Source organism: Rhizobium sp. PP-CC-3G-465 (assembly GCF_004343445.1).
GTDB lineage: Bacteria > Pseudomonadota > Alphaproteobacteria > Rhizobiales > Rhizobiaceae > Ferranicluibacter > Ferranicluibacter rubi.
The window spans coordinates 2,380,899-2,405,868 of record NZ_SLYH01000001.1; the positions used below are offsets into that span (position 1 = coordinate 2,380,899).

31 protein-coding genes are annotated in these 24,970 nt (G+C 63.6%); 21 read left to right on the forward strand and 10 right to left on the reverse strand.

Translation table 11 applies throughout. The annotated features are described in order from the left end of the window. Positions 1–6 precede the first annotated feature (6 nt). The gene (locus tag C8J33_RS11275; RefSeq protein WP_132664248.1) at positions 7–852 is read left to right on the forward strand and encodes a DeoR/GlpR family DNA-binding transcription regulator; all 846 of its coding nucleotides are present in this window, start codon (positions 7–9) and stop codon (positions 850–852) included. Between the two features lie 24 nt (positions 853–876). Here C8J33_RS11275 and phnF read toward each other — a convergent pair whose 3' ends face one another. Beyond that, positions 877–1,608: a phosphonate metabolism transcriptional regulator PhnF gene (gene phnF / locus C8J33_RS11280; protein WP_245507110.1), complete on the reverse strand. Its 732-nt coding sequence runs from the start codon at positions 1,606–1,608 to the stop codon at positions 877–879. Positions 1,609–1,721: 113 nt separating this feature from the next. Here phnF and phnG point away from each other — a divergent pair, with 113 nt between their 5' ends. The 11 genes from phnG to C8J33_RS11335 all read left to right on the forward strand — a co-directional run bounded on the left by phnG (position 1,722) and on the right by C8J33_RS11335 (position 11,093). Then, on the forward strand, positions 1,722–2,183 hold the full coding sequence (gene phnG, locus C8J33_RS11285) for a phosphonate C-P lyase system protein PhnG (protein ID WP_132664249.1): 462 nt from the start codon (positions 1,722–1,724) through the stop codon (positions 2,181–2,183). Then, on the forward strand, positions 2,180–2,770 hold the full coding sequence (gene phnH / locus C8J33_RS11290; RefSeq protein ID WP_132664250.1) for a phosphonate C-P lyase system protein PhnH: 591 nt from the start codon (positions 2,180–2,182) through the stop codon (positions 2,768–2,770). The genes phnG and phnH overlap by 4 nt, the downstream gene beginning before the upstream one ends. Before the next feature lie 3 nt (positions 2,771–2,773). After that, complete coding sequence (locus C8J33_RS11295; RefSeq protein ID WP_132664251.1) at positions 2,774–3,877, forward strand: carbon-phosphorus lyase complex subunit PhnI; 1,104 nt, start codon at positions 2,774–2,776, stop codon at positions 3,875–3,877. After that, positions 3,874–4,773, forward strand: coding sequence for an alpha-D-ribose 1-methylphosphonate 5-phosphate C-P-lyase PhnJ (locus tag C8J33_RS11300; protein ID WP_132664252.1), 900 nt, complete (start codon positions 3,874–3,876; stop codon positions 4,771–4,773). Before C8J33_RS11295 ends, C8J33_RS11300 begins: the two co-directional genes overlap by 4 nt. Next, positions 4,770–5,543 (forward strand): phosphonate C-P lyase system protein PhnK, encoded by a 774-nt coding sequence (gene phnK / locus C8J33_RS11305; RefSeq protein ID WP_132664253.1) that lies wholly within the window; start codon positions 4,770–4,772, stop codon positions 5,541–5,543. Before C8J33_RS11300 ends, phnK begins: the two co-directional genes overlap by 4 nt. Before the next feature lie 29 nt (positions 5,544–5,572). Further along, the gene (phnL, locus tag C8J33_RS11310; RefSeq protein WP_245507111.1) at positions 5,573–6,325 is read left to right on the forward strand and encodes a phosphonate C-P lyase system protein PhnL; all 753 of its coding nucleotides are present in this window, start codon (positions 5,573–5,575) and stop codon (positions 6,323–6,325) included. Then, complete coding sequence (locus C8J33_RS11315; RefSeq protein ID WP_132664254.1) at positions 6,325–6,942, forward strand: DapH/DapD/GlmU-related protein; 618 nt, start codon at positions 6,325–6,327, stop codon at positions 6,940–6,942. Before phnL ends, C8J33_RS11315 begins: the two co-directional genes overlap by 1 nt. Before the next feature lie 123 nt (positions 6,943–7,065). Continuing rightward, entirely contained in the window at positions 7,066–7,932 is an 867-nt protein-coding gene (gene phnC, locus C8J33_RS11320) for a phosphonate ABC transporter ATP-binding protein (RefSeq protein ID WP_110800393.1), read from the forward strand. 30 nt (positions 7,933–7,962) lie between these two features. After that, complete coding sequence (gene phnD / locus C8J33_RS11325; RefSeq protein WP_132664255.1) at positions 7,963–8,958, forward strand: phosphonate ABC transporter substrate-binding protein; 996 nt, start codon at positions 7,963–7,965, stop codon at positions 8,956–8,958. A 95-nt stretch (positions 8,959–9,053) separates the two neighbouring features. Then, positions 9,054–9,884, forward strand: coding sequence for a phosphonate ABC transporter, permease protein PhnE (gene phnE / locus C8J33_RS11330; protein ID WP_245507112.1), 831 nt, complete (start codon positions 9,054–9,056; stop codon positions 9,882–9,884). A gap of 69 nt (positions 9,885–9,953) precedes the next feature. After that, on the forward strand, positions 9,954–11,093 hold the full coding sequence (locus C8J33_RS11335; protein WP_132664256.1) for an alpha-D-ribose 1-methylphosphonate 5-triphosphate diphosphatase: 1,140 nt from the start codon (positions 9,954–9,956) through the stop codon (positions 11,091–11,093). Positions 11,094–11,112: 19 nt separating this feature from the next. Here C8J33_RS11335 and C8J33_RS11340 read toward each other — a convergent pair whose 3' ends face one another. From C8J33_RS11340 to C8J33_RS11355, 6 genes are all read right to left on the reverse strand, one after another. Further along, positions 11,113–11,772: a peroxiredoxin gene (locus C8J33_RS11340; protein WP_132445638.1), complete on the reverse strand. Its 660-nt coding sequence runs from the start codon at positions 11,770–11,772 to the stop codon at positions 11,113–11,115. Between the two features lie 173 nt (positions 11,773–11,945). Beyond that, positions 11,946–12,548 (reverse strand): DUF922 domain-containing Zn-dependent protease, encoded by a 603-nt coding sequence (locus C8J33_RS11345; RefSeq protein ID WP_245507113.1) that lies wholly within the window; start codon positions 12,546–12,548, stop codon positions 11,946–11,948. A 69-nt stretch (positions 12,549–12,617) separates the two neighbouring features. Then, complete coding sequence (locus C8J33_RS27035) at positions 12,618–12,794, reverse strand: hypothetical protein (protein WP_165929776.1); 177 nt, start codon at positions 12,792–12,794, stop codon at positions 12,618–12,620. Next, a complete protein-coding gene (locus tag C8J33_RS27040) occupies positions 12,791–12,958 on the reverse strand; it encodes a hypothetical protein (RefSeq protein WP_165910615.1) in 168 nt (55 codons plus the stop codon). The genes C8J33_RS27035 and C8J33_RS27040 overlap by 4 nt, the downstream gene beginning before the upstream one ends. A 237-nt stretch (positions 12,959–13,195) precedes the next feature. Beyond that, positions 13,196–14,506, reverse strand: coding sequence for an NAD(P)/FAD-dependent oxidoreductase (locus C8J33_RS11350; RefSeq protein WP_132664258.1), 1,311 nt, complete (start codon positions 14,504–14,506; stop codon positions 13,196–13,198). A 385-nt stretch (positions 14,507–14,891) separates the two neighbouring features. Beyond that, positions 14,892–15,074, reverse strand: coding sequence for a hypothetical protein (locus tag C8J33_RS11355; RefSeq protein WP_132664259.1), 183 nt, complete (start codon positions 15,072–15,074; stop codon positions 14,892–14,894). Positions 15,075–15,292: 218 nt separating this feature from the next. On the opposite strand from C8J33_RS11355, the gene C8J33_RS11360 reads away from it, so the two are divergent. The 3 genes from C8J33_RS11360 to C8J33_RS11370 all read left to right on the forward strand — a co-directional run bounded on the left by C8J33_RS11360 (position 15,293) and on the right by C8J33_RS11370 (position 16,007). Further along, on the forward strand, positions 15,293–15,466 hold the full coding sequence (locus tag C8J33_RS11360; RefSeq protein WP_110800399.1) for a DUF1328 domain-containing protein: 174 nt from the start codon (positions 15,293–15,295) through the stop codon (positions 15,464–15,466). An 89-nt stretch (positions 15,467–15,555) separates the two neighbouring features. Further along, a complete protein-coding gene (locus C8J33_RS11365) occupies positions 15,556–15,714 on the forward strand; it encodes a YqaE/Pmp3 family membrane protein (RefSeq protein WP_132664260.1) in 159 nt (52 codons plus the stop codon). A gap of 104 nt (positions 15,715–15,818) precedes the next feature. Then, positions 15,819–16,007, forward strand: coding sequence for a hypothetical protein (locus C8J33_RS11370; RefSeq protein ID WP_110727498.1), 189 nt, complete (start codon positions 15,819–15,821; stop codon positions 16,005–16,007). On the opposite strand, the gene C8J33_RS11375 is transcribed toward C8J33_RS11370, so the two are convergent. Further along, positions 16,004–17,251: a TIGR03862 family flavoprotein gene (locus C8J33_RS11375; RefSeq protein ID WP_132664261.1), complete on the reverse strand. Its 1,248-nt coding sequence runs from the start codon at positions 17,249–17,251 to the stop codon at positions 16,004–16,006. The genes C8J33_RS11370 and C8J33_RS11375 overlap by 4 nt on opposite strands. A gap of 165 nt (positions 17,252–17,416) precedes the next feature. Here C8J33_RS11375 and C8J33_RS11380 point away from each other — a divergent pair, with 165 nt between their 5' ends. Both C8J33_RS11380 and C8J33_RS11385 read left to right on the forward strand, forming a co-directional pair. Beyond that, positions 17,417–18,217, forward strand: coding sequence for a YdcF family protein (locus C8J33_RS11380; RefSeq protein ID WP_110800401.1), 801 nt, complete (start codon positions 17,417–17,419; stop codon positions 18,215–18,217). Beyond that, complete coding sequence (locus C8J33_RS11385; RefSeq protein WP_110800402.1) at positions 18,214–18,849, forward strand: trimeric intracellular cation channel family protein; 636 nt, start codon at positions 18,214–18,216, stop codon at positions 18,847–18,849. The genes C8J33_RS11380 and C8J33_RS11385 overlap by 4 nt, the downstream gene beginning before the upstream one ends. Positions 18,850–18,864: 15 nt before the next feature. On the opposite strand, the gene irrA is transcribed toward C8J33_RS11385, so the two are convergent. Further along, a complete protein-coding gene (gene irrA, locus C8J33_RS11390) occupies positions 18,865–19,284 on the reverse strand; it encodes an iron response transcriptional regulator IrrA (protein WP_092931486.1) in 420 nt (139 codons plus the stop codon). A gap of 303 nt (positions 19,285–19,587) precedes the next feature. Here irrA and fabA point away from each other — a divergent pair, with 303 nt between their 5' ends. From fabA to C8J33_RS11410, 4 genes are all read left to right on the forward strand, one after another. Next, on the forward strand, positions 19,588–20,103 hold the full coding sequence (fabA, locus tag C8J33_RS11395) for a 3-hydroxyacyl-[acyl-carrier-protein] dehydratase FabA (RefSeq protein WP_132664262.1): 516 nt from the start codon (positions 19,588–19,590) through the stop codon (positions 20,101–20,103). A 56-nt stretch (positions 20,104–20,159) separates the two neighbouring features. Beyond that, complete coding sequence (fabB, locus tag C8J33_RS11400; RefSeq protein WP_110727503.1) at positions 20,160–21,383, forward strand: beta-ketoacyl-ACP synthase I; 1,224 nt, start codon at positions 20,160–20,162, stop codon at positions 21,381–21,383. 6 nt (positions 21,384–21,389) lie between these two features. Further along, positions 21,390–22,196, forward strand: coding sequence for an enoyl-ACP reductase FabI (gene fabI, locus C8J33_RS11405; protein WP_132664263.1), 807 nt, complete (start codon positions 21,390–21,392; stop codon positions 22,194–22,196). Between the two features lie 110 nt (positions 22,197–22,306). Beyond that, positions 22,307–23,533, forward strand: a complete 1,227-nt coding sequence (locus C8J33_RS11410) for a S8 family peptidase (protein ID WP_245507114.1) — start codon at positions 22,307–22,309, stop codon at positions 23,531–23,533. 411 nt (positions 23,534–23,944) lie between these two features. On the opposite strand, the gene C8J33_RS11415 is transcribed toward C8J33_RS11410, so the two are convergent. Next, positions 23,945–24,961: a class I SAM-dependent methyltransferase gene (locus tag C8J33_RS11415; protein ID WP_132664264.1), complete on the reverse strand. Its 1,017-nt coding sequence runs from the start codon at positions 24,959–24,961 to the stop codon at positions 23,945–23,947. Positions 24,962–24,970: the final 9 nt, after the last annotated feature.

Consider the following 24,970-nt stretch of genomic DNA (forward strand, 5'->3'; position numbering starts at 1 on the left):
CAAGGGATGACGAACAAGACAACCGTCGGTCAGTTCATGTCCGAGCTTCCCAGCGACAGCCGCCACGCCCGCCAGATCGTGCGCCGCCAGTTGATTGCCGAGGCCGTGATGGCCGAAGGTTCGATGCGGATCGAGGACCTGACCGACCGTTTCGGCATCAGCCTGATGACGGCGCACCGCGACGTCGACGAACTCGTCAGCCGCGGCCTCTTCCGCAAGACACGCGGCATCGTGACCGCCGCCCCGACAAGCCTTATCGAATCCAGCGACGTCTACCGCTCGAGCCGTCAGGCCCGGGAGAAAGCTGCCATCGCCCGGGCGGCGATGACCTTCATCGAGCCGGGACAGGCGATCTTCTTCGACGATAGCACGACCGTGCTGCAAATGGCCCGTCACCTGCCGGAAAAAGTGCCGCTGACGGTCATCACCAATTCGCTCAACCTCATGAACGAGCTGAAGGCCGTGCCGGACGTGACGCTGCTCGGGCTCGGCGGGCAGTTCTACAACTGGTGCAACGCCTTCATGGGGCGCATGACCATCCGCGAGATCGAGAAGCTGAGGGCCGATACCGTCTTCATGTCGATGTCGGCCATTCTCGACGACGTCGCCTTCCACCAGTCGCCGGAGATGGTGGAGACCAAGCGGGCGATGTTCGACAGCGCCGCAATGCGCATTCTTCTCGCCGACCACACGAAATTCGAGCGCCGGGCGCTCTATTCCTTCGCCGCGCTCACCGAATTCGACCTCGTCATCGTGGACGACAATATCGCGCCGGAGCATCTGGAGCGCATGCGCTCCAAGGGCATCAACCTGATGGTTGCGCCGGTGGATCGGCCCAAGGCCGGACGATAGACCGTCCGCTCAGGCTTTTTCGGCTCAGGCGCTTTCCGGATTGACGAAGACCAGTTCCATCCGATCGGCAAGGAAGCGGGTACGGATCGCCTGCACCGGCCGGTCCTCGAGATCCACATCCACGGCATTGGTGACCAGCACGATCGCATCCCCGGCGCAGGAGAGCGCATCGGCATCGCCCGGCGAAACGCGTTCCGCCGTCAGCCGCGTCTCGCGCCTGCGATAATCGGCAAGGCCGCAACGGCGGAGCGCCTGGGTGATCGAGCCTTCCTGCGCATAGGCAGCGATGATGCCGGGGAAGCGTTCGGCTGAGAAATGCGAGGTGGAGCGGGACAAAGGCACACCGTCCACCACGGCCATATGGTCCAGCCGGTGAAGCGGGGCTCCGAGCGCAAGACCGAGCAGCCGCGCCATGCCCATGTCGGCCGATACCTTCTGCGATCCGACGAGACGGCCCGAGGGCTCCAGCGACTGGCGCATCATGTTTTCGGAAAAGCGCGCCCGCGTGCCGATCGGGTAGGAAATGCGCGGCTCGACCGGATTGACGAAGGTGCCGCGTCCCCGCTCCGCCCTGACGATCCCCTCGGCCGCGAGAGCCGCGATCGCGCGGCGCACCGTATGGCGGTTGACGCCGTAGTCGGCCGCAAGATCGGTTTCCGGAGGCAGCCGATCGGTGATGACTGCGTCCATGATCGAGGCGCGGATGCCATCGGCGACGCGCCGCCAGCGTGAGATGCCGTCATCCTGTCCGTCCAATGTCAGCTCCTTCTCACCGTATCGCACCGCCGTGTCATAGCGACGTCATGATTTCCAGGTTATAAATCGGATCAAGATTAGTTGTCTATACAAATAGACAAATAGGATCCGAAATGACCAGAGAATATGAGACATCGGGCCGCAAGCGCGCCCTCGACGCCATGGCGTCCATGCCGGCCAATCTTCTTGGCGAACGCTATGGCGCGATCGTGAAGACGGCACCGCAGGCCATTCCCGTGCGCGGGCCGGAGATCGGCGCAGTGATTGTGCGCGGCCGGATCGGCGGCGGCGGGGCTCCGTTCAATTTGGGCGAGACGAGCGTGACGCGGGCGACCGTGAAGCTCGACAGCGGCGAGGTCGGCCATTCGATCATTCTCGGCCGCGACACCGAAAAGGCCCGCATGGTCGCGCATCTCGATGCGCTCGGACAGCTCGCCGCCTGGCAGGCCTTGATCGAGATAGATGTCGTGGCACCGGCGCTGGCGCTCGACGCCGAGGCGCGTCGCCAGCGCGCGGAAGAAACGGAAGCGACGCGTGTCGACTTCTTCACGCTGGTCCGGGGAGAAGACCGATGAGCCTCACAACCGTCGATGGCGGTTTCGCCGAACCCGTCTTCGGATCGCAGCGCGCTTTTCGCGCCTTGATGGATGCCTTCGCGCGACCGGGCAGCGTTGCCGATCTCTCGGACCTTGCCTCACCCCCGGCGCCGATGTCGCCTGCTGCGGGCGCGATCCTTCTGGCGCTTGCCGATGCGGACACGCCGGTCTTCTTCGAGACGGACATGCCAGGCGCGAAGGCCTGGGTCGGCTTTCACACCGGTGCTGCGGCAACCACCGATGCGCCATCCGCCCGCTTCGTCCACCTCGCGGATGGCAGCGATTGCACCGGCTGGAGCCGCTTTGCGGTGGGCACGGCGGAATATCCGGATCGCTCGGCCACGCTGCTCCTGCCTGTCACAGCCCTTCGTGGCGGCCAACGCCTCACCCTCAGCGGACCGGGCATCGAGACCACGACCGACATTGTTCCGCAGGGTCTGCCGGCAGGCTTTGCCGATGTCATGGCCGCCAACCGTGCGGGCTTTCCGCTCGGCTTCGATCTCGTCCTCGTCTCAGGGGACGAGGCGCTGGCGCTGCCCCGCACCACACGCATTCAGGAGGCCTGAGCCATGTATGTAGCCGTCAAAGGCGGGGAAGCCGCCATCGAGAAGGCGCACCGGCTGCTGGCTGACCGCCGCCGCGGCGACCGCTCCGTTCCCGCTCTATCGCTCGAACAGATCGCCGGCCAGCTCTCGCTCGCGGTGGACCGGGTCATGGCTGAGGGATCGCTCTACGATCCCGAGCTTGCCGCCATGGCCGTGCGCCAGTCGCGCGGCGACATGATCGAGGCGATCTTCCTCATCCGCGCCTATCGCACGACGCTGCCACGCTTCGGCGCGACGCGACCGGTGGAGACGGCGGCGATGCGGATCGAGCGGCGCGTATCGGCCACCTACAAGGACATTCCCGGCGGACAGTTGCTCGGGCCGACCTTCGACTATACCCACCGCCTGATCGACCCCGCTATGGCCGGCGATCATCCCGTCGAGCCCGGCGCAAGGCGGGACGTCGCCGAAGATGCGGCCTATCCCCGCGTGACGGACATCCTCAACGGCGAAGGCCTGATCGAGCCGGATATCGCCTCCGACGCCGAGCCCGGCGACCTCACCCGCGACCCGACCGGTTTTCCCGCAGGCCGCGACCTCCGGCTGCAGGCGCTGGCACGCGGCGACGAAGGTTTCCTTCTGTCGCTCGGCTATTCGACCCAGCGCGGCTACGGCCGCACGCATCCCTTCGTCGGCGAAGTGCGCATCGGCCTCGTCGATCTCGAAATCGACCTGCCGGAACTCGGCTTTGCCGTGAATATAGGCGCGATCCGTGTCACCGAGTGCCAGATGGTGTCGCAGTTCAAGGGCGGCGGCGAGGATGGTCCGCGCTTCACCCGCGGCTACGGCCTCGTCTTCGGCCAGTCGGAACGCAAGGCCATGTCGATGAGCCTTGTCGATCGGGCGCTGCGCGCGGACGAGTTCGACGAGAACCGCGCGGCACCGGCGCAGGACGAGGAATTCGTCCTCTCCCACTGCGACAATGTCGAGGCGACCGGCTTCGTCGAACATCTAAAGCTGCCGCATTACGTGGATTTTCAGGCCGAACTCGACCTGCTGCGCATGCTGCGGCGGGAGCACGCGGCGGAAAAGACCGCTGGGACGGACCGACAGGAGGCCGCGGAATGACCTTGCCCGCCTATAACTTCGCCTATCTCGACGAACAGACCAAGCGCATGATCCGCCGCGCGATCCTCAAGGGCATCGCCATTCCCGGCTATCAGGTGCCGTTCGCCTCCCGCGAGATGCCGATGCCCTATGGCTGGGGCACCGGCGGCGTGCAGGTGACCGCCGCCATTCTCGGGCCCGACGACGTTCTGAAGGTGATCGACCAGGGGGCCGACGACACGACCAACGCCGTCTCGATCCGCGCCTTCTTCGCCAAGACCGCCAATGTGGCGACGACGACCAAGACGGCGGAGGCGACGATCATCCAGACCCGCCACCGCATTCCGGAAGAAAAGCTGCAGGCGCACCAGACGATCGTCTTCCAGGTGCCGATCCCCGAGCCGCTGCGCTTTCTCGAGCCGCGCGAGACCGAGACGCGGGTGATGCACGGGCTGGAAGAATACGGCCTCGTGCATGTGAAGCTCTACGAGGACATCGCCCAGCACGGCCACATCGCCACCACCTATGCCTATCCGGTGAAGGTGGAGGGCCGCTATGTCATGGATCCCTCGCCCATTCCGAAATTCGACAATCCGAAGCTCGATCGCTCCCCAGCCTTGCAGCTCTTCGGCGCCGGCCGCGAGAAGCGCATCTATGCGCTGCCGCCGTTCACACAGGTCACGAGCCTCGATTTCGAGGATCATCCCTTCACCGTCCAGACGTTCAGCCGCCCCTGCGCGCTCTGCAATGCGACCGGCGTCTACATGGACGAGGTGGTCACCGACGATCGGGGCGGGCGGATGTTCGTCTGCTCCGACACCGACCATTGCGAGACGCGGCAAGCGGACGGCCACACGGGTCCGGGCCTGCCGCAGCTCGGGGAACACGCGTTGAGCGAGCAGGAGACCACGCGATGACCGATCCCATCCTCTCCGTCCGCGGGCTCGAAAAGCGCTACGGCTCCTTCATCGGCTGCACGGATGTCTCCTTCGACGTCTGGCCGGGCGAGGTTGTCGCCATCGTCGGCGAGTCCGGCTCCGGCAAGACGACGCTGCTCAACTGCATCTCCGGCCGGCTGGAGCGCTCGGCCGGCGAGATCCGCTACAGGATGCGCGACGGGCGTTTTCCCGATCTCGGCCATCTTTCCGAGGCGGAACGCCGCTTCCTGATGCGCACCGACTGGGGCTTCGTGCACCAGAACCCGGCCGACGGACTGCGCATGCGCGTTTCCGCCGGCGCCAATGTCGGCGAGCGGCTGATGGCTGTCGGCGAGCGCCACTATGGCGACATCCGCCGCACGGCCGGCGACTGGCTGTCGCGCGTGGAGATCGCCGCCGAGCGGATCGACGACCAGCCGATCACCTTTTCCGGCGGCATGCGCCAGCGCCTGCAGATCGCCCGCAACCTCGTCACCCATCCCAGGCTGATCTTCATGGACGAGCCGACGGGTGGCCTCGACGTTTCCGTGCAGGCCCGCGTGCTCGATCTGCTGCGGGGCCTCGTCACCGACCTGTCGCTGGCCGTCGTCATCGTCACCCATGATCTGGCCGTCGCGCGGCTCCTGTCGCAGCGCATGATCGTCATGAAGGGCGGGCATATCGTCGAGGCCGGGCTGACGGATCGGGTGCTGGACGATCCGCGCCACGCCTATACCCAGCTTCTCGTCGCCTCCATTCCCGAATCCTGAGCCCCAAAATCCTGAGCCGGAGTCCGCCGATGACCCTCTCTTCCATCCCGCCGACCCACAAAGCCATGTCGGAAGGCGCGCTGCTCAGCGTGCGCGATGTCGCCAAATCCTTCGTCATGCACCTGCGCGATGGCGTCGTGCTGCCTGTGGTCGCCAATGTCCGCTTCGATCTCTTCCCCGGCGAATGCGTCGTTCTCGGCGGCCCCTCGGGCGTCGGCAAGTCGTCCATCCTGCGGATGGTCTATGGCAACTACGCCATCGATGAGGGCTCCGTTCTGGTGCGGGCCCCTGAAAGCGGCGAGGTTCGCGATCTCGGTGCAGGCGATCCGCGGCTTGTTCTGGCCATTCGGCATAACGGCATCGGCTATGTCAGCCAGTTCCTGCGCGCCGTGCCGCGCGTCTCCGCGGTCGAGATCGTCGCCGAACCCCTCGTTTCCCGCGGCATCGACCGCACGGAGGCGACCGCGCGTGCCCGCGACATGCTCTCCCGGCTTAACCTGCCGGAAACTCTGCACGGGCTTCCCCCCGCCACCTTCTCGGGCGGCGAGAAGCAGCGCGTCAACATCGCCCGCGGCTTCATCACCGATCATCCCGTCCTCCTCCTCGATGAGCCGACCGCCTCGCTCGATGCGGAGAACCGGGACGTGGTAACCGCGATGATCGGCGAGAAGCTTGCACGCGGCACCGCCATTCTCGGCATCTTCCACGACCAGCCGGTGCGCGAAGCCGTGGCGACCCGCACCATCGACGTTTCCGCGTTTTCCGCCCGAAAGGCTGCGTGATGGCCAAGATTTCCGAATTTAATCCCACCATCCACGAGACGGCGAAGGTGACCGACTGCCGGCTTGGCCGCTATGTCGAGATCGCCGAGAGATCGCGCCTCGGCGAGGTCGAGCTCGACGACTACTCCTATGTCATGGAAGATTGCGCCCTCTGGTGCGCGACCGTCGGCAAGTTCGTCAACATCGCATCGATGGTGCGCCTCAACGCCACCAACCACCCGATGGACCGCGCCAGCCTGCACCATTTTACCTACAGGGCCGGCGACTATTTCGACGGGGCCGGGGATGAGGCGGACTTCTTTGCCGCGCGGCGGGCCCGCCGCGTCACCATCGGTCACGATGTCTGGATCGGTCATGGCGCGACGGTTCTGCCGGGCGTGACGGTGGGCAATGGCGCCGTCGTCGGCGCGGGCGCCGTGGTGTCGCACGATGTCGCGCCCTACACGATCGTCGGCGGCGTGCCGGCCCGGCTGATCCGCGAGCGCTTCTCGAGCACAACCGCCAAGGTCATGGAGCGGCTCGCCTGGTGGGACTGGCCGCATGACAGACTGTTCGCGGCGCTCGAGGATTTCCGTACGCTCACGGGCGAGGCGTTCGTCGAGCGCTACGGCGCCTAATGTCAGCGGTTGACGCAAAAGTTTCATGCAACCGTCACGCAACCATCATCGCTTGCCGCTCACAGTCCTTGGACGTGCAGCCGGCATGAGGTCGGCTTTCGCGCCGCTGTCCGGGATACCATCATGACCGAGATTACCCCCATCGCGCTGTCCGTGACCAACCTTTCCAAACGCTATGGCGAGACGCGGGCGCTGAACGGTGTCAGTCTGATGCTGGAGCAGGGCGAGATGGTGGCGCTGATCGGCGCGTCCGGTTCCGGCAAGAGCACGCTCATCCGCCACATCGCCGGCCTCGAAATCGGCGATGGCGATAGCGGGCGCGTGGAGATCCTCGGCGCGGTGTCGCAGGCCGGCGGACGGATGAACCGGGAAGCGGCGCGTGGCCGCGTCGCCGTGATCTTCCAGCAGTTCAATCTCGTCGGGCGGCTTTCCGTGCTGACCAATGTGCTGATCGGCCATCTCGGCCGCATACCGCGTTGGCGGGGCACGCTCGGCCTGTTCAACCGACACGAGAAGGACAAGGCGCAGGCGGCGCTCGCCCGTGTCGGCATTCCGCAAGTGGCCGCACAGCGCGCCTCGACGCTTTCGGGCGGCCAGCAGCAGCGGGCAGCCATCGCCCGCACGCTCGTGCAGGAAGCGCGCATTCTGATTGCCGACGAGCCGATCTCGGCGCTCGATCCGTCGGCCGCCCGCCGGGTGATGGACGTGCTGGCCGCCATCTCCCGCGAGGACGGCATCACCGTCCTCGTATCGCTCCATCAGGTCGAATATGCGCGGCGCTATTGCCGCCGCACGATCGCCATGCGCGACGGCGCCATCGTCTATGACGGCCCGTCCACCGCCCTTTCCAACGATTTCCTGGCCGAACTCTACGGAGCGGCATCGGAAGAACTCGTCCTGCCGGATGCTGCCCCGAGCGGCCCGGCCGACCCCATGGCGCCATCCGGCGTCGAGCTTCAAAAACGTCAGACGGCGCTCGCCACCGTCTGATCGCACGATAACTGCCAACCGGAGACCACCATGAACGCGATCTTCAAGAGCATTGCGGCGCTTTCGCTCGCCGCCTCCCTCAGCCAGCAGGCGCTGGCCGCCGAGACCATCAACTTCGGCATCATCTCGACCGAATCCCAGCAGAACCTGAAGACGGCCTGGGAGCCGCTTCTGGCCGACCTCAAGACCAAAACCGGTCTTGATGTGAAGCCCTTCTTCGCCTCCGATTACGCCGGCATCATCGAAGGCATGCGCTTCAACAAGGTGCAGGTTGCCTGGTACGGCAACAAGTCGGCCATGGAAGCCGTCGACCGCGCCGATGGCGAAGTCTTCGTGCAGAGCGTCGCCAAGAACGGCGATCCGGGCTACTGGTCGGTCGTCATCGTTCCCAAGGACAGCCCGATCCAAACGATCGACGAACTGCTGACCTGCGATAAGTCCAAGAGCTTCGGCCTCGGCGATCCGAACTCCACCTCCGGCTACCTCGTGCCCATGACCTTCGTGTTCGGCGCCCGTGGCATCGATCCGAAGGATTGCTTCAAGACGGTGACCAACGCCAACCACGAGACCAATGCCATGGCGGTTGCCATGAAACAGGTCGATGCGGCGGCCAACAACACCGAGAACATGGCGCTGATCCAGCAGAACAAGCCGGATGCCTTTGCCAACATCCGCGAAATCTGGCGCTCGCCGCTGATCCCGTCCGACCCGATCGTCTGGCGCAAGGACCTGCCGGAAGAGGCCAAGACCAAGCTGCGCGACTTCTTCCTCGCCTACGGCACCGCCAACTCCACGGGCGACGTCGCACATGAGAAGGAGGTTCTCGCCGGCCTGAAATGGGCGCCGTTCAAGGCCTCGACCGACAAGCAGCTCCTGCCGATCCGTGTGATGGAACTGTCGAAGTCGATCGCCAAGATCGAAGCCGACGCCTCGCTGTCGGCTGACGCCAAGGCCGAAAAGGTCAAGCCGCTGACCGAGCAGAAGGCGAAGTTCGAAGCCGAACTCGGCACGGCTTCCAACGGTTGATGCAAAGAGCCGGAGCGGGCGGCATCGCCCGTTCCGGTTTCCTTATCGCTTCTCATTGCCCAATCTTACCGCCTGATCCATCAAGGACGACGCCCATGACCGACGTCATCGCCTCCACAGGCGCAACACATGCCCGCCCGATGACCAGCCCCGCGGTCGTAAAGCCTGCGCGGACCGGCATGCGCGGCTGGCTCGTCACGCTCGTCTTGGTGGGTGCGCTTGCCGCCAGCTGGGGACCGGCCGAAATAGGGCGTTGGACCTACCTCTTTTCGGACGCCGGTAACATGGCGACCTATGCCCAGGATTTCCTGAAGCCTGATTTCAAGGAATGGGCCTCCTACCTTCGCGAGATGATCGTCACGATCCAGATCGCGCTCTGGGGCACCTTCCTCGCCGTGCTTCTCTCCATTCCCTTCGGCATTCTCTCGGCCCACAACATGGCGCCCTGGTGGGTGCTGCACCCCGTTCGCCGGCTGATGGACCTGTTCCGTGCGATCCATGAGATCGTTTTTGCCGTGCTCTTCGTCGTCGCCGTCGGCCTCGGGCCGTTTGCCGGCGTCATGGCGCTGTTCGTGCATACGACGGGTATTCTGGCCAAACTTTTCTCCGAGGCCGTCGAGGCGATCGATCCGCGGCCGGTCGAGGCGATCCGCACCACCGGCGCTTCCCGTCTTCAGCAGGTCATTTTCGGCGTCATCCCGCAGGTGCTGCCGCTCTGGATCTCCTTCTCGCTCTACCGGCTCGAATCCAACATCCGCTCCGCCACCGTGCTCGGCCTCATCGGTGCCGGCGGCATCGGGCAGATCCTGTTCGAGAGCATTCGCGGCTTCTACTATCCGCAGGCCTCCGCTATCCTCCTTATCATCGTCGCAACCGTGACATTGATGGACATCCTCTCCCAGCAACTGCGCAAGCTCGTCATATAAGGCGGCCCTCCCGCCCATTTTCACCTCTCACCTGAAAAGCTGCAGCCCGGCGCTGCGGAACGGCAGACCATGACCCGCGAACAGATCTTCACCCACTGCGCCATCATCCTCCCCACCGAGATCGTCGAGGGTACCGTCGTCGTGCGCGACGGCGTGATCGCCGACATCTCCCCGGGCACGACAGCGCAGGGCACCGACCTGCAAGGCGATTACCTGATGCCGGGCTGCGTCGAGCTGCACACCGACCATCTGGAAACCCACATCCAGCCGCGGCCGAAGGTCCGCTGGAACCTTGCCGCGGCGCTTCAGGCGCATGACGGGCAGATCGCCACCGCCGGCATCACGACCGTGTTCGATGCGCTTCGGGTCGGGCTGGATGGCGATACGGATCTCGGGACCGGGGATATGGCCGACATGGCGGCAACCATCTCCGCTGCGACGGCGGCGAACCGCCTGCGGGCCGAGCACTTCATCCACCTGCGCTGCGAAGTCTCCATGCCCGATGTGGTCGAGCAGTTCGATGCGATGAAGCGCAACGACCGGGTGCGGCTGGCGTCCCTCATGGATCACGCGCCCGGGCAGCGCCAGTTCGTGAGCCTCGAGGCCTACCGCATCTATTATCAGGGCAAGAAGAAGATTTCGGATACGGATTTCGAAGCGTTCAGCGCCCGGCGCATCGCCCAGTCCGTGGAAAATGCCGACCGCAACCGCCTGGCCCTCGCGACGCGTTGCCGTGAAGCCGGTATCCCCATGGCCTCGCATGACGATGCGACGGCCGCCCATGTGCGCGAGAGCGTCGATCTCGGCATTGCGCTCGCCGAATTCCCGACCACGATCGAGGCTGCGACGCTCTCCAAGGCGTCTAACCTGCAGGTGTTGATGGGTGCGCCGAATGTCGTGCGCGGCGGCTCGCACTCCGGCAATGTCTCGGCGCTCGATCTTCTGGAGCGCGATGCGCTCGACATTCTCTCGTCGGATTATGTCCCGTTCAGCCTGCTGCAGGCCGCATTCCTGCTGGCCGAGCGCGGGCAGACGGATTTGCCGCATGCGGTGCGCATGATCACCACCAATCCGGCACGGGCCGCAGGCCTTGCCGATCGCGGCCGGATCGAGATCGGCCTTCGGGCCGATCTCGTTCGCGTGCGGGCCGAAGCCGGGGCGCCGCCTCTGGTGGCCGGCGTCTGGCGGGCCGGCGAACGGGTCGCCTGACGCGCCGCCAGCTTTGACCTCAGGCGGTCGGCTGCTTCGTCTTGCGCAGATAGGGCAGCACCGTGTCGAAGCTGCCGAAGCGCGTGATGGCGTCCTCGTTGGAAACGGCGGCGGTGATGATGACGTCCTCGCCCTGCTTCCAGTTGGCGGGTGTTGCCACCTGATGCTTGGCGGTCAGCTGGATCGAATCGATCGCGCGCAGGATCTCGTCGAAGTTGCGGCCGGTCGTCATGGGATAGGTGAGGATCAGCTTGATCTTCTTGTCCGGCCCGACCACGAAGACCGAGCGAACCGTGGCGTTGTCGGCGGGCGTGCGGCCTTCCGAGCTTTCGCCGGCACCGGCCGGCAGCATGTCGTAGAGCTTGGCGACGGCGAGGTCCTTGTCGCCGATCAGCGGGTATTCGACCTCGAAGCCGGTGGCCGTGCGGATGTCGTTCTTCCAGCGCTCATGGCTTTCAACCGGATCGACAGAGATGCCGATGACCTTGACGCCGCGCTTGGCGAACTCGTCCTGAAGGCCGGCCATGGCGCCGAGTTCCGTCGTGCAGACGGGCGTGAAATTCTTCGGATGCGAAAACAGGACGCCCCAGCCGCTGCCGATCCAGTCATGGAACGAGATCGTTCCCTGGCTGGTTTCCGCGGTAAAATCAGGGGCGATGTCGTTGATGCGCAGGCTCATGGATCGGTCCTCTTTTCAGCTTGCCGGAAAGTGGCATCATCGCGGCTCCGGTTCAAGGCTGCGCCGGCCGGCACGCTATGGAGCCGGCCATCAATTTTTCTCCACGGACCGCCGGAAAAACGAATGCAATGCCTTGACGGACGACCCGCGGTCCGTTGCAGGCCGGCCGGCTCTCAAGGGCCGTTGACCAGCGCCAGAATAAGCGTGTGGACCGCACCGCCCTCGGTGAACTCCGCTTGATCGAAGGCGCGGTCGAGATCGCGCCGTTCATCCGAGATCGCACCGAGGCGGCGGTTCATTTCCGTCTTGATCTTCGTGCAGCCGGGATCGTCAGCCTGCCGGAGCCCAATGGTCGCCGTCTCGATCTTTGTCACGAGGTCGCGGACATAGTGTCCATGCACAGCCTCGTGCCGGCGAACGCCGTCGATGAAGGTCGTCCAGCTGGCGCGGACGGGCGCCGACAGCTTGCCCATCGGCTTCGGCAGGGTGGTGATAATGGTCAGCCGTGGGATCGCCGTTGCGAGAAGGCAGTCATTGCCCTGCCTCTGATAATCCCGCCGCCAGGTCAGCTTGAAACGCGTATGGGCAACGACGCGGTTTGCGCCGAGGAGCGGCCCGCGCTCGCCGATCGATGCGTAGAGTTCCGCACCCGTCTTGCCCGAGATCGCATAGGTCTCGACCGTCTCCGTCGCCTTCACCTCGGCGGTCGCCGACAACGGCATGGCAAGCGTCATGATCGCTGCCGTGAAACCCCAGATCGTCTTTATCAGCGTCACCGTCATCTGCCCTTGCTTGCGGGTCGGACCCTAGGCGGAATGTCGGTGCGTTGCAATTCGCCTCGGGGATCAGACCCGCACGGTGCTCGCATAGATCAGGATGCCCAGATACAGCAGGAAGGCGCAGATGGCGAAAGCTGCGATGAAAATCACAATGCCTTTGCCGGCTTTCGCCTTGCGCGCTGTCTGTTCCGGCGAGTCGGCCGAGGGGGCGATATAGGGCTCGCGGCTTCGATCCCCGGTCAAGACGTTCTCCCTCGTTCAAGCGTTGTCTCGCGGCGATCCCGACGACCGGACAAGGCCATCGCGGCATTGCGCCGCCGGCTGCGCAGCGTCCAGACGCCGACGGCGCCACAAACGATCACGAGCACGACCGCCATGACGATCAGGGATGTCAAATTTTCAGGCATATCGACCTCACACTTGGCGCGGGGCGCGCCTTTAATGCGCCTGTCGCGGCAGAACCGGCGACAGGGGGAGCCGGCGCGGCCGCGACAGGCATGCCGGCACGAGGCCGGATGAAAGGATGGCAGGGTGTTCCCGCGCATCGACTGTCGGGGATCGAACCAGTCGGGACGCCAAAGGTTCCGCAATCGGCGGTGGGAAAGCCCGTGCGTGTCATGCGCCGTACGCCGGCACCGCCGATATCAACGGATGGTAGCGGGTGCCACGTCTTCCTTGTCGTTCTCGTCGATCAGCCGCGCGCCACGCTGGCGGGTCAGGTATCGCCAGATCCACTGGACGGTCACCAGCATCCGTTTTTCGAAGTTGACGAGAAGATAGACGTGGACGATCGCCCAGAGGATCCAGGCGAAATAGCCCTTCAGCGTCCAGCGGCCGAAATCGAAGATCGCGGCATTGCGGCCGATGACCGCTGTGTTGCCGCGGTTGGCGAAGTGAAACGGCTTGGCCGTCTCGATCGCACCGGGACGGGCCAGAAGCTTGCCGAGATAGCGGCCCTGCTGTTTTGCCACCTGGGCCAGGGCCGGCAGCGGCGCACCGTTCTTGTCCGGCTGGAACGAGGTATCGCCCAACGAAAAGATATCCTTGAAGCCTTCGACACGAAGCTTGGCATCGACCGGGATGCGGCCGCTTGCCTTGCCCTCGATGCCGAGCCAACGGAACGCCGGCGACGCCTTGACGCCCGCCCCCCAGACGACGCTGCCGGCGGGAACCATATGTCCGGCAATGACAGCACCTTCCGCGGTGATATCCGACACCTGCGCGCCCAGACGCACCTCGACGCCCATCTTTTCGAGATGGCGGACGGCATAGGCCTGCAGGTGTTCCGGAAAAGCGGCGAGGATGCGCGGGCCGGCCTCCACCAGGATAACCCTGAGATCGCTTGCCGGAATGGAGCGGAAGTCACGTTGCGCCATGGAGCGGCCGAGTTCGGAAATGGCACCCGCCATCTCGACGCCGGTCGGCCCGCCTCCGACGACGATGCTGGTGAGCAGAGCCTTCCGCTCCGCCGGATCCTTCGTCCGCTCGGCCTTTTCGAACGACAGAAGCAGGCGGTGACGGATGCGACGAGCTTCGTGAAGGGTCTTCAGGCCGGGCGCGAAGTGCTGCCATTCGTCATGGCCGAAGTAATTGTAGTCCGAGCCGGTGGCGATCACCAACTGGTCGTAGAAGACCGTACCGCCATCCTTGAGCTTCACCTGCTTCGTCTCGACGTCGATGCCATCGGCCTCGGCCAGCATGATGTGGACGTTGCGGTAGCGCCCGAGCGTGCGGCGAATCGGCTCTGCGATATCGGCCGGAGACAGGGCCGCGGTTGCGACCTGATAGAGCAACGGCTGGAACAGATTGTGGTTGCGGCGGTCGATGACGATCACGTCGACATCCGTGTCTCCAAGCGCGCCGGCACAGGCAAGACCGCCAAAGCCGGCTCCGATGATGACGACACGGCGGCGTGGCGTTGTGACGATGGGGTCTGCAGGTTCCAGATCATTCATCACCGTGAGCTCCTTGCAGATTATTCAGAGACGTCTATGCGCAGTCCTGCACATGAAGCATGAACGGGGTGTGTAAAACAAGAAGAACAGGCTGAGGGATGCAAACCGCTTTGGGTCCCTCATGGGCGGAATCATGTCGCTGCCGTCTATTGAAAAATCGTCCGTCGGCCGGAACCAAGCATCGGTCACATACTTCCTCAAGCAGATCGCAGGCCGTGTCAGGCGGACGCGATGGGGATGAAGAACATAGGGATTTTTCCGCTTTCTTCCTATGGCCAACGAAACGGCAGACGAGCTTCCCACCCATCCGGCCAGCGATCGCCTTACTGCAACATGCGACGACGCTACCGCGGAAAAGCGGCGTGTTTCGGTCCGGGGAGGCCGCTCAACGAGCAGCCTCGTCCTGCTGGGCTTCCCGCTGCTGACGAAGGCGTTTCAAGCGTTCCGTTTTCTCACGGGCATCCTTCAGCTGCGTGTCGATGATGGCTTGGGCCACCACCTTGGTTTCATCGATATTCCCGAGCGCCGGCCCCGCTTTCGGACGACGCTTTTTCTTCTCTTCAATCATAGAGGGTCTCCGTCTTTATCAAGACGAGCGTTTTCCCCCTCGATGCGCGTCGCGTCATTCAACTATTTTAATGCGGGCCCCACCTTACGGAATTGGACAATTTCAATCCGCTTGAAGGCACAGGCCCAAACACGCGAATAGCTTGAGGACAGGCCTCCATCAGGAACAAATATCAGACGAACGCGTTTGCAGGCGAACCCGTTCGTAAAGGAATTACCATGCTCAAGTGGGCGCTGATCTTCTTCGTCGTTTCCCTCATCACCGGCTTTCTGGGCTTCTCGGGCGTTTCCGCTGCGACAGCAACGATTGCGCGCGTGCTGTTTGCCATTGCCGTTGTCGTCTTCCTGATCTTCGTGGTCCTCGCCTTCATGGCGGGTAGCGCCGTTCTCTAAACCTCGGCGCTGACGCCGGGTCGGCTGGACATTGAACCTTCCGGCCGCCCGTTCGTTTGATGACCACAGTTTTCAAGAAAGAGACCTTCATGGACGTTGTCCGCATTCTGCTCGCCATTCTCGTGCCGCCCGTCGGCGTGTTTCTTCAGGTCGGTATCGGCGTACATTTCTGGCTGAACATCCTGCTCACGATCTTCGGCTACATCCCCGGCATCATCCACGCCATCTGGGTCATCCTGAAGAAGTAAGACAAGCGACCGCTCTCCCCCGATCTAAGCGACAAAAATGCATCCGTGATGGAACCATTTCCATCGCGGATTGTTTGCTATCCGCCAGTCGAGGGGGACAGATCGTGAGCGAGCATATCGATGTTGCCAAAGTGGAAAACAGCCCATTGCGCCGGGTGCGCAGCGTGGAGGATTTCTGCCGGCGCTATCGGCTTGGCGATGACGAAAAGATTCGTCTGACGCGGCTTTTCGGGCAGTTCGCCACGGAGCAGGAATTGCTGACGAACGCCACACGGGCGCCGGTTTTCCGTTAGACGCTGCCCCTGCCGGCAAGCCAATCCAACAGACCTGACGCTGCAAACCGGCCTGTTGCGAGACAGGCCGTCAACAGATATCCGCCGGTCGGCGCTTCCCAATCCATCATTTCGCCCGCGACGAAAACACCGGGCATCTGCCGGATCATTGCCGCGGCGTCGATCGAAGCGAGCGGCATGCCGCCGGCAGACGAGATCGCCTCCGCGATCGGCCTTGGTCGATCCAGGGGGATACGCAGCCTTTTCAAAGCTGAAGCCAAATCTTTCGCCGGCAAACGATCTGCATCGCGAACGATTTCCCGCAGCAATGCCAGCTTCACGCCGTCGATTCTTGCAGCCTTGCGCAGACGATTGCTGAAGCTCGCCTTCCGGGGTGCTGCCTCCAGCGCCGATGTCAAAGCCTCCAGCGAGCGGCCCGGCAGAAGATCGAGACCGAAGTCTGCCTGCCCCTCCCCCTCCAGCCTGTCTCTCAGCGCCGCCGAGTGGCTATAGACGAGACTTCCCTCGATCCCGTGACGCGTGATGACGAACTCACCTTGTGTGCGGCCACCTTCCGACGTCGCCACGACCGACTTCACCGGGGCCCCTGCAAACCGCGTCGCAAAATCCTCGCTCCAGGCGACATCGAAGCCGCAATTGGCCGGACGGAACGGCGCAACGCTAATCCCCCTCGCCTCCAGCATCGGTACCCACCGCGCGTCGGACCCGAGCCGAGGCCAGCTTGCCCCGCCCAGCGCCAGCACGGTCGCATCGCTGGCAATGGTCCGGATACCCTCCGGCGTTTCGAACACGAGCTCCTCGTTATCACCACCCTCGCCGAAGCCGATCCAGCGCCAGCGGGTCTGGATGGCGACACCGCGCGTCTCCAGTCGCTGGCGCCATGCGCGCAGCAGGGGCGATGCCTTCATGGCTTTGGGAAACACGCGCCCGGACGAGCCGACGAAGGTCTCGACATCAAGACCTTCTGCCCAGCGCCGCACGTCTTCCGGGGCGAAGGCATCGAGAGCCGGACGGAGGCTGGCATTGGCGGCACCGAAGCGGTTTGCGAAACTGTCATAGGGCTCGGCATGCGTCAGGTTGAGGCCCGACTTGCCGGCCAGCAGGAACTTCCGGCCGATCGTCGGCATGGCGTCATAGACCGTGACGCGATGATGCGTTTCCGACAGGACTTCGGCAGCCGCCAGTCCCGCCGGTCCGCCGCCGATGATCACGATCGTCTTTGCTATGGTGTCCGCTGTCGTCATGGTTCGTTTCATGCGGCAAAGGCTAGGTGTGTGCAAGACGAGGGTGCAAGAGGGCGATCACGCCGCGGTCACAAACGCACCTCTCACCCCGCAGCCGGTTGCTTCCGGCCAAGCCTGACGTCTATGGTCGCCCATCGATATCCGAACCGCGCGTGCCCCACATCCATGTTTCTCGTCTCCAAGATCTTCTGGCTGCTCGCCCAGCCTTTGTCGCTTGCCTTCGCGCTCGTGCTCTCCGGCTTCATCTCCGTCGTCGCCGGCTATCAGCGGCTCGGGCTCCTTCTGTCGGGCTTCGCAGCACTCCTCCTCTTCGTGGCCCTGTTCACGACCACGGGCAGCGTGCTCCTGCAGCGGCTGGAAGACCGGTTTCCGCGTCCACCGGCCCTCCCCGCCGATCTCTCCTGCATGATCATCCTCGGCGGCGCTTTCGAGAACGAGGTGATGGCATCGCGCGGCGGGATCGAGTTCAACCAGGCGGCCGACCGTTTCGTCGAGGCGCTGCGCATCGCTCGCCTCGTGCCCACGGCGCGCATCCTCGTGTCGGGCGGCGACGGCTCGCTCAGCGGCACCTATGAGGGCGATGCCGATGCCGCCGAGCGGTTCTTTCCGATGTTCGGCGTGCCCGTCGAGCGCCTGATCCGCGAGGACGCCTCGCGCACGACATTCGAGAACGCAGCAAATACGCAGGCGATCCTGTCGCAGAACGGATTGTCGAACTGCCTGCTGATCACCTCGGCCTTTCACATGCCGCGCGCCATCGGGCTCTTCCGCAAGCTCGGGATCGCTGTCACGCCCTGGCCGACGGATTACCGGACGACCGGCAAGGCGCGCGCCGGCTTCGACTTCAGCCAGCCGGCGCTGAACGCTCAGCTGACGACGACGGCCGTGCGCGAGTGGATCGGCCTTGCCGCCTATTCCTTCACGGGTCGCACCTCCGCCCTCTTCCCCTCGGTGGAAAGCCCATGAGCGTTCTCGATCTTCTCGATTATGCCGGCGTCGCCGTCTTCGCCGCCACCGGCGCGCTGTCGGCCTCGCGCAAGCAACTCGATATCATCGGCTACATTTTCCTCGCCTCCATCACCGGCATCGGCGGCGGCACGCTGCGAGACGTCATCCTCGGGGCGACGCCGGTCTTCTGGGTGAAGAACCCGCTCTACCTCGTCATCTGCGCGAGCGTCGGCGTCATCCTGTTCCTCTCCTCGCACCGGCTCGATTCCCGCTATCGTGCGCTCGTCTGGCTCGATGCGATCGGGCTGTCCGCCTATTGCGTCATGGGGGCCGCCAAGGGCCTTTCGGCCACGGGTTCGCCCGTCGTCGCCCTGGTCACGGGCATGCTGACCGCCACCTTCGGCGGCATCCTGCGCGATCTTCTCGCGGGGGAACCCTCGGTGCTCCTGCGTCCGGAAATCTATGTGACGGCGGCGCTGACGGGCTCCGCCGTCTTCACGCTCGCAACGCTTGCCGGCCTGCCGCTGATCGCCGCATCCGCGCTCGGCATCGTCTGCGCCTTCATCGTGCGGGGCGGGGCGCTCAAATTCGGCTGGACGCTGCCCACGGGCAAGGCTGGCCCGGGCCGGAACCCTGACGACGTCCTCTGACGATGAGACGCTAAATCAGCGCTGCTTCGGCTTCAGCCGGATCACCACGTCGACATGGGAAATCTCCATGCCTTCGGGCGGCTCGGGAAGATTACCGATGGTGATGTTGTTGACCGGGATGTCGAGCACCTCGTTTGCACCTTCCACGAAGAAGTGGTGGTGATCGGAGACGTTGGTGTCGAAATAGGTCCGTGCGCCCTCCACCGAGAGAACGCGGATCATGCCGGCCTCGGTGAACTGGTGCAGCGTGTTGTAAACGGTCGCCAGCGACACGGGCACGCCGACGGTCACGGCTTCCTCGTGCAGTTCCTCCACCGTCAGGTGACGGTCGCCCTTTGCAAACAGGAGATCGGCCAGCGCCATTCGCTGACGCGTCGGCCTGAGGCCGAAGCGGCGCAAACGGTCGTCGGGCCTCATCTCTGTTTCCATCGTCATGCAGACTTGTCCAGGCGGCTCTTGTTAAGTGGAGTCATCGTGTCGATATAACTTTGGTGAGCTTGGCTTTCAATACACATAACGGTGCCGGACCGGTCCATCGGGATAAAACGGCCCGAAAAGTTGCAGATATGGCAATTGCTACTGGTTGTTTCCGGTATCATGCGCTATGCGACTGCGGATATGGGCCAGAGCCGGCACCTCCCGGGCGGCATCGAACGACGGGCGGAACGGCTCAGCAAAGACAAGACCCGGTGCGCGATCGGGCTCACGACGATACCTAGGCGGAGACACCAGACGTTCATGACGACCAGACAATCCAGCTACGGCTACGACGACATCCTGCGTTGCGCGCGGGGCGAACTGTTCGGCCCCGGCAATGCGCAGTTGCCGCTTCCGCCGATGCTGATGGTCCATCGCATAACGGACATTTCCGAAACCGGCGGCACCTTCGACAAGGGCTATGTCCGGGCCGCGTATGACGTGAAGCCGGACGACTGGTATTTTCCCTGCCACTTCCCCGGCAATCCCATCATGCCCGGCTGCCTCGGCCTCGATGGCATGTGGCAGCTGACGGGCTTCTTCCTCGGCTGGCTCGGCGAGCCCGGCCGCGGCATGGCGCTGTCCACCGGCGAGGTGAAGTTCAAGGGCATGGTTCTTCCCGATACCAAGCTGCTCGAATACGGCATCGACTTCAAGCGCGTGATGCGCGGACGGCTGGTGCTCGGCATTGCGGACGGCTGGCTGAAGGCCGATGGCGAAACCATCTACCAGGCAACGGACCTTCGCGTCGGCCTGTCGAAGGAGAAGGCCGCCTGATCCTTGACGGGGTCAAAGGCGCTTTCTCCAGTTCACTTCAAGAAAAGGTCATCGAGATGAGACGGGTTGTTGTCACGGGTCTTGGTATCGTTTCCTCCATCGGGAACGACGCCGAAGCAGTTACGGCTTCGCTGCGCGATGCGCGCTCCGGTATCAGCTTTTCCAACGATTTCGCTGAACACGGATTCCGCTGCCAGGTCTGGGGCTCGCCCGATCTGGATACGACCGACCTCGTCGATCGCCGCGCGGCGCGCTTCCTGTCGCAGGGCGGCGCCTGGAACCACGTGGCGATGAAGCAGGCGATCGCGGACTCGGGCCTGGAAGAAAGCGACATCTCCGGCAACGAGCGCACCGGCATCATCATGGGTTCGGGCGGACCGTCCACCAAGACGCTGATCGAAGCCGCCGACATCACCCGCAAGAACAACAGCCCGAAGCGCATCGGTCCGTTTGCCGTGCCGAAGGCCATGTCCTCGACCGCCTCGGCGACGCTCGCCACCTGGTTCAAGATCCACGGCGTCAACTACTCGATCTCGTCGGCCTGTTCGACGTCTGCGCATTGCATCGGCAATGCCGCGGAAATGATCCAGTGGGGCAAGCAGGACATCATGTTCGCCGGCGGCCACGAAGATCTCGACTGGACGATGTCGAATCTGTTCGACGCGATGGGTGCCATGTCCTCGAAGTTCAACGACACGCCCTCCACGGCCTCGCGCGCCTATGACGTTTCCCGCGACGGCTTCGTTATCGCCGGCGGCGCCGGCGTGCTGGTGCTCGAAGAGCTGGAACATGCCAAGGCTCGCGGCGCCAAGATCTACGCCGAATTGACCGGCTACGGCGCGACCTCGGACGGCTACGATATGGTCGCGCCCTCCGGCGAAGGCGCCATCCGCTGCATGCGGCAGGCGCTGGCGACCGTGAAGACGGAAATCGATTACATCAACACGCACGGCACCTCGACGCCGGTCGGCGACAGCAAGGAGATCGGCGCGATCCGCGAGGTCTTCGGCAACAAGATCCCGCCGGTCCAGTCGACCAAATCGCTGACGGGCCATTCGCTCGGTGCCGCCGGCGTACAGGAATCGATCTACGCGCTGCTCATGATGCAGGAGCGCTTCATCGGCGAAAGCGCGCATATCACCGAGATGGACCCGGAATTCGATGGCGTGCCGATCGTTCGCAAGCGCATCGACGATGCGAAGATCGACACCGTGCTCTCGAACTCGTTCGGCTTCGGCGGCACCAATGCCACGCTCGTTTTCCAGCGCCATAACGGGTAAGTCGCCATGACCGGTCTCATGTCGGGTAAGCGCGGGCTCATCATGGGCGTCGCCAACAGCCATTCGATTGCCTGGGGCATTTCCCAGGCGCTTTCGCGCGAAGGGGCCGAGCTTGCCTTCACCTATCAGGGCGAAGCACTCGGCAAGCGCGTGAAGCCGCTGGCAGCACAGCTGAATTCGGACCTGCTGCTGCCCTGCGACGTCGAGGATCTTGCCTCCGTCGATACCGTCATCGAGACCTTGAGGGAACGCTGGGGCAGCCTGGATTTCATCGTCCACGCCATTGGCTTTTCGGACAAGAACGAGCTGAAGGGCCTCTACGCCGATACGAGCCGCGACAATTTCAGCCGGACCATGGTCATCTCCTGCTTCTCCTTCACCGAGATCGCGCGCCGCGCGGCCGAGATGATGACGGACGGCGGCTCGATGCTGACCCTGACCTATGGCGGCTCCGTGCGCGTCATGCCGAACTATAACGTCATGGGCGTCGCCAAGGCGGCCCTTGAAGCCTCCGTGCGCTATCTCGCCGCCGATTACGGCCCGCGCGGCATCCGCGTCAACGCGATCTCCGCCGGCCCCATCCGCACGCTTGCCGGCGCCGGCATCTCCGACGCGCGCGCCATGCTCTCCTGGAACCAGAAGAACGCGCCATTGCGCCGCACCGTCACCATCGACGACGTCGGCAACGCCGCCCTCTACCTCCTCTCCGACCTCGCCTCCGGCGTGACCGGCGAGATCCACTACGTGGATTCCGGCTACAACATCACCTCGATGCCGGTGCTGGAGACGTTGCGGAATGCGGATGGGGAGTGATTGCTGCGCGCGTGGCGCACAACCTAACGCAGCTATAAGGTTGTGTAATTAAATTAATTGCACTCTAAAATAGCAGTGCTATGTTCTGGCTCCCTACGTTGGAGACAGGCATGCAAAACTACGAGTTCGCGCCCGAATACGACCCTATCCTTGACCACTTGCGTCCCCGCATGACCGGCAACATTATTGTCACCTTACATGAAGGTGCAACGCCTTCCATGGCCATAGACGCGCTATCGAACATGGGCGGCGATGTCGCGGTGACAACGCTAGGTGACAATGCACAGTTGCGTCTTCGCGCTGACATCAATACGACCGTCTTTTTCGAGGACATCGGTGTCGCCTTCCTCAAACCGGCAAAGGTTGAGGGTGCCGCCTCGATCATGGCGAGTCTCGAACAGGACGAGGCCGTTCTGGACGCACGACCAGAATTCTATTTCTTTGCGCTGCAGGAGTTCCGTGACACGAGCGATTCGACATGGGGCGTGGGTGCCACGGGTGCTTTACAGAGTCCCTACACAGGCAAGGGCGTTCGTATTGCGATCCTCGATACAGGAATCGACCTCAATCACCCAGACTTTCAAGGTAAGAGAATCGTGGCCCAATCCTTCGTCTACGGTGAAACCGTGGACGACCTTCAAGGCCATGGCACTCACTGCGCCGGCACGGCAGCTGCACGGTCCAACTCACCCGGCGTACCGCGGTATGGTGTTGCACCAAATGCCGATCTCTACGTTGGTAAAGTTCTAAACAATTCCGGCTACGGCACCGAAGAGGACATTCTCGCCGGGATGGAATGGGCGATTGCGGAAAGATGCGACGTCATCTCCATGTCCCTCGGCAGCCCAGTGCAGCCGCGCATGCACTTCAGCGAGGTATATGAGCGTGTTGCACGAGAAGGACTTGAGAAAGGTACGCTCATTCTGGCCGCAGCAGGTAATGACAGTCGTCGTGCTTTCGGCGCCATTGCGCCCGTGTCCTCTCCGGCGAACACGCCGTCCATCATATCGGTTGGCGCGGTGGATCCAATGTATGGCCCTGCACCCTTCTCGAATGGAGGGATCAACCCTGGAGGCGGGGAACTCGATATCGTCGCACCAGGCGTAGGCGTTTTCTCATCCGCCCCATATCCTCAGCATTATCGGATTATGGACGGGACAAGCATGGCCTGCCCACATGCAGCGGGCGTTGCAGCTCTCTGGGCGGAAACCGATCCGAAGCTGCGCGGTACAAAACTGCGAGACACGTTGATAAAGAATTTACGCGCTCTGCCTTACAATGTTCGTGACGTGGGGCGTGGCCTCGTTCGCGCACCCCTCGGCCGGCGAAGTGTATGAGCTGTTGAATAGTGGAGCAAGCTCCCTTACATTCTTCCGTCTAGCACCTGAACAAAAGGCAATAACGATGACCAAGCGTAGCTATGCCGTAGTTCTGGACAATGATCACCGGTCGACCGCAAATTCGGTTGCCGACGAGTTGACCAAACAAGGTTTTGACGTCCGACGTGTCATTACCTCCGCAGGAGCCATTTATGGCACGGCGGACGAGCCTACGGCTGTCAGAATTCGTCGTATGGATGGGATCGAGGAAGTACGGCCGACATCAAACGTCCAACTTCCAGCTTTCCGTGAGGGTATTCCCCAATAGCGCGGGGTTGGGGTTTCACCTATCTCGGTACGTCAGCATCAAACAAAAAGCGCTACGGGCAACCGCAGCGCTTTTTCAGTTTCCCAACGTCGAAACTGCACCTACTTCCGGCCCCACAGAATCTTGAACCGCGCATTCCGGCAGGTTTCGCCCCATTCCTTGAAGGTCGCATTCATCGTCGGCTCGTAGGGGAGGCCGCGGTTGGCGACCAGCATGAGGCGGCCGCCGGCTTTCAGCGATTTGGCGGCCATGGCGATCATGGCGGCGCCGAGAGCCGGATCGGCAGCCTGGGTCTCGTGGAAGGGCGGGTTCATGATCACGAGGTCGTAGTGATCGCGCGGTACTTCCTGCGTCAGGTCCTGCCAGTGGAAGCGGGTGGGCACCTTCGGTGCATTGGCCTTCAGGTTGCCGCGGGCGGCCTCCAGCGCGTGGTAGTCGGCCTCGAACAGGTCGATGCCTTTGACGCCCGGCGCGCGTTCGGCGAGCATCACCGAGAGGTAGCCCCAGCCGGCGCCGAAGTCGGCGGCGTGGCCGGAAAAGTCCATCGGCAGGCGCGAAGCCAGCAGTTCCGAGCCGCCGTCGATCCGGTCATGCGAGAACATGCCGGGGGCTGCATCGAACCGGCCTTCGACGCGAACCGGGCTGGATGCGAAGCGTTCGATTTCGGCTGCCGGGTCCTCCGGACGCGCGAACCAGAAGGCGACGCCGTGATATTTCGGCATACTGTCGCCGCCCCACTCCAGCGCACCGATGCGCTTGCGCAGCGACTGGATGCCGTCTTCCTTGGTACCGGCCACGACAATGACGCCGCCGATGCGGGTGCGCTTCAGCGCCTCGGCAATGCGGTTCTCGTTTTCGCCGCGGTGCTTGCCGCAGAGGATCAGCGTCGCAGCATAGTCGTCTCCCTCGACGAAGGGCGTGACGGTGGCGCCGGCGGATACCAGCGCGCGGTAGGCTGGGCGGTTCGGTTGGACGCAGACGATCTCCGCATCGAAGCCTTCCGGCAGCCTGTAGCCGGTTTCGGCGGCCAGGAAGAGGACGCGTTCGCCTTCGCCCGGCGGCGACAGCACGCCGCTGTCGAAGGGATGAAACAGGGTCTTGACCTTGTCGCTCGTCATTGCGTCTTG

Excerpts from the sequence above, each read along its gene's own strand:
- C8J33_RS11275 (WP_132664248.1), top strand. The coding sequence starts at position 7 with ATGACGAACAAGACAACCGTCGGTCAGTTCATGTCCGAGCTTCCCAGC.
- phnG (WP_132664249.1), top strand. The coding sequence starts at position 1,722 with ATGACCAGAGAATATGAGACATCGGGCCGCAAGCGCGCCCTCGACGCC.
- phnH (WP_132664250.1), top strand. The coding sequence starts at position 2,180 with ATGAGCCTCACAACCGTCGATGGCGGTTTCGCCGAACCCGTCTTCGGA.
- C8J33_RS11295 (WP_132664251.1), top strand. The coding sequence starts at position 2,774 with ATGTATGTAGCCGTCAAAGGCGGGGAAGCCGCCATCGAGAAGGCGCAC.
- C8J33_RS11300 (WP_132664252.1), top strand. The coding sequence starts at position 3,874 with ATGACCTTGCCCGCCTATAACTTCGCCTATCTCGACGAACAGACCAAG.
- phnK (WP_132664253.1), top strand. The coding sequence starts at position 4,770 with ATGACCGATCCCATCCTCTCCGTCCGCGGGCTCGAAAAGCGCTACGGC.
- phnL (WP_245507111.1), top strand. The coding sequence starts at position 5,573 with ATGACCCTCTCTTCCATCCCGCCGACCCACAAAGCCATGTCGGAAGGC.
- C8J33_RS11315 (WP_132664254.1), top strand. The coding sequence starts at position 6,325 with ATGGCCAAGATTTCCGAATTTAATCCCACCATCCACGAGACGGCGAAG.
- phnC (WP_110800393.1), top strand. The coding sequence starts at position 7,066 with ATGACCGAGATTACCCCCATCGCGCTGTCCGTGACCAACCTTTCCAAA.
- phnD (WP_132664255.1), top strand. The coding sequence starts at position 7,963 with ATGAACGCGATCTTCAAGAGCATTGCGGCGCTTTCGCTCGCCGCCTCC.
- phnE (WP_245507112.1), top strand. The coding sequence starts at position 9,054 with ATGACCGACGTCATCGCCTCCACAGGCGCAACACATGCCCGCCCGATG.
- C8J33_RS11335 (WP_132664256.1), top strand. The coding sequence starts at position 9,954 with ATGACCCGCGAACAGATCTTCACCCACTGCGCCATCATCCTCCCCACC.
- C8J33_RS11340 (WP_132445638.1), bottom strand. The coding sequence starts at position 11,772 with ATGAGCCTGCGCATCAACGACATCGCCCCTGATTTTACCGCGGAAACC.
- C8J33_RS27040 (WP_165910615.1), bottom strand. The coding sequence starts at position 12,958 with ATGCCTGAAAATTTGACATCCCTGATCGTCATGGCGGTCGTGCTCGTG.
- C8J33_RS11350 (WP_132664258.1), bottom strand. The coding sequence starts at position 14,506 with ATGAATGATCTGGAACCTGCAGACCCCATCGTCACAACGCCACGCCGC.
- C8J33_RS11355 (WP_132664259.1), bottom strand. The coding sequence starts at position 15,074 with ATGATTGAAGAGAAGAAAAAGCGTCGTCCGAAAGCGGGGCCGGCGCTC.
- C8J33_RS11360 (WP_110800399.1), top strand. The coding sequence starts at position 15,293 with ATGCTCAAGTGGGCGCTGATCTTCTTCGTCGTTTCCCTCATCACCGGC.
- C8J33_RS11365 (WP_132664260.1), top strand. The coding sequence starts at position 15,556 with ATGGACGTTGTCCGCATTCTGCTCGCCATTCTCGTGCCGCCCGTCGGC.
- C8J33_RS11375 (WP_132664261.1), bottom strand. The coding sequence starts at position 17,251 with ATGACGACAGCGGACACCATAGCAAAGACGATCGTGATCATCGGCGGC.
- C8J33_RS11380 (WP_110800401.1), top strand. The coding sequence starts at position 17,417 with ATGTTTCTCGTCTCCAAGATCTTCTGGCTGCTCGCCCAGCCTTTGTCG.
- C8J33_RS11385 (WP_110800402.1), top strand. The coding sequence starts at position 18,214 with ATGAGCGTTCTCGATCTTCTCGATTATGCCGGCGTCGCCGTCTTCGCC.
- irrA (WP_092931486.1), bottom strand. The coding sequence starts at position 19,284 with ATGACGATGGAAACAGAGATGAGGCCCGACGACCGTTTGCGCCGCTTC.
- fabA (WP_132664262.1), top strand. The coding sequence starts at position 19,588 with ATGACGACCAGACAATCCAGCTACGGCTACGACGACATCCTGCGTTGC.
- fabB (WP_110727503.1), top strand. The coding sequence starts at position 20,160 with ATGAGACGGGTTGTTGTCACGGGTCTTGGTATCGTTTCCTCCATCGGG.
- fabI (WP_132664263.1), top strand. The coding sequence starts at position 21,390 with ATGACCGGTCTCATGTCGGGTAAGCGCGGGCTCATCATGGGCGTCGCC.
- C8J33_RS11410 (WP_245507114.1), top strand. The coding sequence starts at position 22,307 with ATGCAAAACTACGAGTTCGCGCCCGAATACGACCCTATCCTTGACCAC.
- C8J33_RS11415 (WP_132664264.1), bottom strand. The coding sequence starts at position 24,961 with ATGACGAGCGACAAGGTCAAGACCCTGTTTCATCCCTTCGACAGCGGC.